Origin of the sequence: Bradyrhizobium sp. (assembly GCF_035273305.1) — a bacterium.
Classification (GTDB): Bacteria; Pseudomonadota; Alphaproteobacteria; order Rhizobiales; family Xanthobacteraceae; genus Bradyrhizobium.
In genome coordinates this window covers 1-6,000 of the sequence record NZ_DATEPI010000233.1, presented here as the reverse complement: position 1 = coordinate 6,000, position 6,000 = coordinate 1, and the positions used below count along the sequence as shown (strand labels likewise).

General features: G+C 58.4%; 6 protein-coding genes and 1 pseudogene. All 7 read right to left on the bottom strand.

Annotation, left to right across the window (positions count from 1 at the left end; all coding sequences use genetic code 11):
* Positions 1 to 512: pseudogene (locus tag VJV58_RS15730) on the bottom strand (phosphopentomutase); the annotation flags it as partial.
* Positions 494 to 1,438: a beta-xylosidase gene (locus VJV58_RS15725; protein WP_324138287.1), complete on the bottom strand. Its 945-nt coding sequence runs from the start codon at positions 1,436 to 1,438 to the stop codon at positions 494 to 496. The pseudogene VJV58_RS15730 and the gene VJV58_RS15725, both read right to left, overlap by 19 nt.
* Positions 1,435 to 2,193 carry a TIGR04290 family methyltransferase gene (locus tag VJV58_RS15720; protein ID WP_324138286.1) on the bottom strand — a complete coding sequence of 253 codons (759 nt, stop codon included), beginning with the start codon at positions 2,191 to 2,193 and terminating at the stop codon, positions 1,435 to 1,437. The genes VJV58_RS15725 and VJV58_RS15720 overlap by 4 nt, the downstream gene beginning before the upstream one ends.
* Positions 2,190 to 2,996: a sugar phosphate nucleotidyltransferase gene (locus tag VJV58_RS15715; protein WP_324138285.1), complete on the bottom strand. Its 807-nt coding sequence runs from the start codon at positions 2,994 to 2,996 to the stop codon at positions 2,190 to 2,192. Before VJV58_RS15715 ends, VJV58_RS15720 begins: the two co-directional genes overlap by 4 nt.
* Position 2,997: 1 nt before the next feature.
* The gene (locus tag VJV58_RS15710; protein ID WP_324138284.1) at positions 2,998 to 4,098 is read right to left on the bottom strand and encodes a CgeB family protein; all 1,101 of its coding nucleotides are present in this window, start codon (positions 4,096 to 4,098) and stop codon (positions 2,998 to 3,000) included.
* Positions 4,095 to 4,688, bottom strand: coding sequence for a histidine phosphatase family protein (locus VJV58_RS15705; RefSeq protein ID WP_324138283.1), 594 nt, complete (start codon positions 4,686 to 4,688; stop codon positions 4,095 to 4,097). The genes VJV58_RS15710 and VJV58_RS15705 overlap by 4 nt, the downstream gene beginning before the upstream one ends.
* Before the next feature lie 10 nt (positions 4,689 to 4,698).
* A complete protein-coding gene (locus tag VJV58_RS15700; RefSeq protein ID WP_324138282.1) occupies positions 4,699 to 5,793 on the bottom strand; it encodes an inositol-3-phosphate synthase in 1,095 nt (364 codons plus the stop codon).
* Positions 5,794 to 6,000 lie beyond the last annotated feature (207 nt).

The window sequence follows — 6,000 nt, the reverse complement described above, 5'->3', positions numbered from 1 at the left end:
GCCGAAGTGTAGCAAATCCGCTTTCCGGATTGAATGTGCTCGTCACCGTACTGGGCGATGATTTCGGTACCTGAAGCATGGCAGTTGCCGAGAATGCCCGGAAGTCCCGCGCGCTTGCACAATCGCGAAACGATTTCGTCCGGAAAACAGGGAATCGTCCGCGGAAAGTAGCCCCAGTCGAATGTGACGGGGACACCGGCAAGTTCCCAATGTCCCGACGGCGTGTCTTTGCCTTTGGAAATCTCTGCCGCGCAACCACAACGGCCCTCTCGCCTCCGCACATCCAGAAAAGGTGGCACGTGCCCGGTCGCGAGCCGGCAAGCGTCAGCTAGCCCAAGGCTGATCAAGTTGGGAACATTCAATCGCCCTGTTCGCGCGGCACCATCAGCAGCGCCGCCTGCGCATGCCTCTGCAATATGCCCCACCGTATTTGCGCCGAGGTCGCCGTAGGCAGATGCGTCCGGAGCCGATCCGATCCCGACCGAATCCATGACTAATATGATGGCGCGCATTCTGCCTCCGGTTTGTTGCCGCGGCTCGCCACTGCCTGCCTGGGGCAATAACGTTCGATCATGCGCGCGCAGAACTCGGCAAACTCTTCCGGGACCTGAGGAGCGCTGGTGTGATGGGGAGCAAGGCCGCGATGTTCAGGCGTGAAGCAGAACGTCAATGTCACTTCGAATTCATCGAGCGCCTCCATTTGACGGTCGAACCATGCCAGCGCGCCGGGACGATAACTGTCCGCCCACGACAAGCCGGTGCGAAGGTGGCGAACGCCAAGCCGTCGCAACCAGGCGACCGCGTCATCCAGCCTGTGGTCTTCAAAATGGAACCATTGGCACAGACCGAGGCAATCAACTTCCTTGGCGAATGCCGCGAGTCCGAGTTTGGGCGTGCCGTCTTCGCGAAGCAGGCCCATGTGAAAATGCCGGTAGTAGGAGGAGCCCTCCGCCTCCTTGTGGCGGGTGGTCGCTTCCCATGCCGTGGGTAAATCGTAGAGGCTATACCAATGGATCCGCGGCGAGCGATTCTTCAGGAGCTGCGCCGATCGTTTGATCCCCCACGCCTGAACCTCCTCAGCTCCAAATGAGGATACGCCAATTTCGGTGACCCAGACCGGAACAGAGACCATCGATTCAATCTCTGCCACCTTGTTCGGCCATTCATCGATCTGCCATAGATTCCAGTCGAGCGGAAAGCCGTGAACAGCTACCGCCTCGACATGGTCGAGCACGCCGGCGGATTTCATGCGGCTCATGAAACCGGGATCAATTGGTGAAATGCCGCCGAGAACCCGCGGCAATGTCGGATGGACCGAACGAATGGCTTTGGCGGCGAGCACCGCCATTTCTGCGAATCGCGTCCAACCGGGATCAAGCTCAAGGTCCCAGTGCGACTTGTTATTGGGCTCATTCCAGATTTTAGCAGCTTCGATCATGCTTCGCCCCTGCGGACCAGGTAGGCTTCATCGGGATATGGCCGCTTGCAGCGCCGGCACAAATAGACTTCGGATTCCGGGTGCGCCGCGATCGCGAAGCCCGCGCTCCTTAACATGGCTTCGGTGCAGCTTCGATTTGGGATCCACCAATTTGTTGGATCATCCGCATAACGGTGCTCGATGAAGTGCATCTTTGGAAATTCGTCACTGTCGAATTGGTCAGTGCTCCAGAAATCGTAATCCTGATCGAACTTACCGGTCCGATCGCTGCCGCGCTGCATGGATTGAAACAGCATCAAATCTCGCGCGACGTGCTCATAAATCAGATCCAGCGCCAGTAGCGGATGCCTCAAGTGGTAGAGAACGCCCATAAAGATCACGAGATCGAACCTCTCGCGAAGCGTTCCTACTTCGTAAACGGAGAGATTGCGAAATTCGATGTCAAGATCGTTGACCTCTGCGGCGAAGCGCGCTTGGGCCAGGTACTCGTCGCGGCTGTCCAGCCCAAGCACCCTGTCCGCGCCGCGCCGCTTCATCTCCATTGCATAGAATCCGGCGTTGCAGCCGATGTCCAGCACCGTCTTTCCGGTCAGGGATTTCGGAACCACATCCGAGAAGCGCCGCCATTTGACCTGCGGGTAATCGCCAAGATAGTGCGATGGTGCCGTCGGAACCCCGTGCAGGTTGAGATTGTGAAACCACGGCCCAAGCGCGTCGATGCGCTGGCGAATCTCTTCTGTCGACAAAGCGTTCACGTGCGCCCTCCGTGGAGAGCGGCTGCTTCGAGCAGCGCCGATCTTGGCGCGCCCTTGAACATACTACGGGATGCACCGAGCTCTCTACGGCTCAACAGCAGGGTCATTGCGGTACGGTAGCCGTGGAGCGTACCCAGATCGACGTAAGCTTCGCCGGCTTTCGCTCCGAGCGCGGTGCCGCCTCCACCGAGATAGCTGTTGACGAGCGTTCCGAAATATTCGTCGCTTCGGCCGCGGGCTTCCCACAGCGTCCGCAGATCCCTGAAGCCTGACGCCGACATCCGGAACGCGCCCCATATCCACTGAGATGCAGCCGATTTTTGCTTGACCTGAATTTCTGTGACTCGGTCTCCCTCCATGACCACGGCATCGAAAAATTCTGGATGCTCGACCGGGAACAGCAGAAAGGACAGTTCGCAATCCGGCAGCGCGGCAAGCGCATCTTCGGGAAACCAGATCGTGTCAGGAAGTCCGACCATCGCCGGTTCAGCATCGCCGACAACGCAGCTGGCACGGAAGATCGCATCGCAGAGACCTTCGGCATTCGGCTGAACCACATAGGCGATCTGAGCACCACCGTAGCTGTCGCCGAAATATCCGAGAATGTCCGATTTGCCCGGTGAAATCACAAAGCAGATCTTGTCCGCGCCGCCGAGGATCAGCCGCTCCAACAGATACTCTGAGACGGCGCATGGACGCTCGACTCCATCATCGGTCCTGCTTCCCACCGGCAGGAGTTCTTTTGAAAATGCCAGTGGCTGTATGCGGCTCCCGCGCCCGGCCGCCGGGACGATGCCCCACATCCTACACCCCCACTGAGGCCAGAACGCCGGGCTGCCGATGAGAGGCACTTTCCAGCAGATGAATCAGTTCGTCGGCACGCCGGCGGGAGCTGTGCTCCTGCAGGGTCCGCTCGCGCGCGCGGCGGGCCATCGTCTGCAATTCCTGATCGCCAAGCTCAAGCGCGGCCATTACATCGCCCGATCCTTCGGCCAGAATGATCTCCTCATCAGGCTGAAAGAATGCATCCAGTCCTTCCCAGACATCGCTTACGATCGGCGCCCCACAAGCGGCAGCCTCGAACAAGCGGCCCGAAGGGCACCAGCCGCTCTCAACCATTGCCCGACGGGTGACGTTGAGCGTAAGACGCGATGAACAGAAGAAGGCCGCGTGTTCGGCTGGCGGCAGATGACGAACGAAATAGATGTTTGAAGACCATGGGAAATGCTGTGGGTATTGAGCGCCACCAATCAGGAACTTCCGATCCGGCTGCTTTTGGGCCGGCGCGACCAGTAACGCTTCAAGTGCTTCCTGCCGGTCTTCGGAGTAGGTCCCCAAATAGGAAAGATCGGCTCGGTAATGCGCGAGCGGCCGGGCAGGACAATGTAGGTCCGGGTCGACGTGACCATAGAGCGGAGCAACACGCCGGGCGCCCAATCGCCTATGGAATTCATCCAGCGCGCGGCCGCCACTGTAGCTCAGTACCAGATCAAAGCCGCTGAGACCCGACGGCGCGATATAGGGCACGGATTCCCCGGCTTCGAGACGCGCCAGCGTTATCGGCGTATCCAGATCGTAAAAAACACGCAGCCCTCTGCAGTCCGCAAGCACGACGTCGCCGGCGGCGAGACTGTCAGGACAATAAGAGCTGATAATCGCGACATCTGCGTCGCTCGCGTCGGCGCTGGCTTGCCTTCGGATGCTTTGCCAATCCTGATATAACTCCAAGCGCCCGCCAGGAATTTCATGCAGATCCCGCATCTCGGCGTAATAGGGAACGTCGCGTTCATAGAAGATGATCTCATGTCCGCCCTGGATCAACGCCCTACTCAGCCCACGCCACAACGTGGCGTGCCCATTGCCCCATGATGAGCTGATCGTCAGACCGAAGATTACGATCTTCATGCCGAGACTTCTCCGTTCACTCGCGCGACGCGTCCGCGCGAACCCTCCAGCGAAATCGTACTCACGCTGGCGGGATCGATCGTCACCGAGTGAAAATCATCCAACGGCCATTGCAGATAGTGCAGCACCGCCGCGCGGATCGGCTCGGCGTGGCTCACAATGACGATCGGACCCCCGAAAGACCTGAGCTGTTCAATGTGCGCGACCACCCTCTTCTGCAGCGCGATCGCGCTCTCGCCGCCAGGGGGTTGCGAACTGCCGCGCTTTTCATTCCAGCGCTGCCAGTCTTTATTAAGCGCAAGACGCGAAAACTCGACGCCGGTCCACGCCCCCATATCGATCTCATCGACTGCAGGCACGACCTCCACTGCAAGGCCGCATCTTGCGGCGATGATACCGGCCGATTGAAGTGCCCTGCGTTGCGGGCTGGACTGCAATGCTAAAGGGGCAATTTGGCTTATAAGCTCCGCGAGCGCCGCCATTTGCCGGCAACCCAGTTCATCAAGCTGAACCCCCGGCATTCGACCGCATAGCACGCCGCCCAGCAGCGCATGATGACCGTGACGTACAAGGTGGATATGCGTAGCCACGCGACTGCCTTTACGCGTCACCAGCGATGAAGCGGTAAGTCCGGTCGCGGGCTTCATCGTCTGCAAATTGTTGGGGTGGAGACTTCATGAAATAGCTGGAAGGCCCGATCAAAGCGCCTCCAATGCCGCGGTCCATTGCGAGCTTCGCACAACGAACGGCATCGATAACCACTCCCGCGGAATTTGGAGAGTCCCAGACGTCCAGCTTCAGTTCGGCGCTAAGAGGAACCCCACCGAACGCCGTACCTTCAAGCCGGATATACGCCATCTTCCGATCAGTCAGCCATGGCACGTGATCGCTCGGACCGACATGGATGTTGCCGGCCTCTAGCGGCACGTCAAATTGACTCGTCACCGCCTGAGTTTTCGAGATCTTCTTCGATTTCAGTCGCTCTCGTTCAAGCATGTTCTTGAAGTCTGCATTTCCGCCAAAATTAAGCTGGTACGTGCGATCGAGCCGAATTCCTCTACTTCGAAACAAGTTGGCCAGCACCCGATGGACGATCGTAGCGCCTACCTGACTCTTGATATCGTCACCCAGGATGGGAATGCCTGCTTTTTCAAAACGCGCACGCCATTTGCGGTCCGAAGCGATAAAGACGGGAATGCAATTGACGAACCCGCAACCCGCTTCAAGAGCGCGTTCCGCATACCATTCAGTGGCCTTTTGCGAACCAACCGGCAAATACGATACAAGCACGTCGGTACGCGATTGGGTCAGCGCCGTCGCCACGTCCGACTCTGGTTCATCTGAAACTTCGATGTCCTCGCGGAGGTATTCTCCAATTCCATCCAGCGTTCGCCCGCGCAGGACCGTGACCCCGGTGTGAGGAACATCGGCAAACCGGTGAGTATTATTAGGGCTGGCCCAGACTGCGTCGGCGACATCCTTTCCGACTTTTCGCGCGTTCACGTCGAACGCCGCCGAAATCTCGATGTCTCTGACGTGATAACCACCGAGATTAACATTCATGAGCCCGGGGACCGGCTCATTCGACTTCGCTTCTCGGTAATAGCTCAATCCTTGAACGAGAGAGCTGGCGCAGTTTCCGATCCCGACGATTCCAACGCGAACCTTGCGGGCCGGGGGACTTGGAGCATGCATGTTGTCTCTGCTTCAAATGCGAGAGTCGAAACGTAAGTACATCCGGCGAACGTATGATGATCGGGTTCGTTCCGGCATATGCGCGCGCAAGGCGCACCCTCGAACCCTAACGAGGGAAAAAACGAATTTTATTTAACCTATGATAGTGAAAAAGCGCTGCTGTCCGGCGATGCAGCGCGCAGTCACTGCATCTTCTACCTTGAAGAA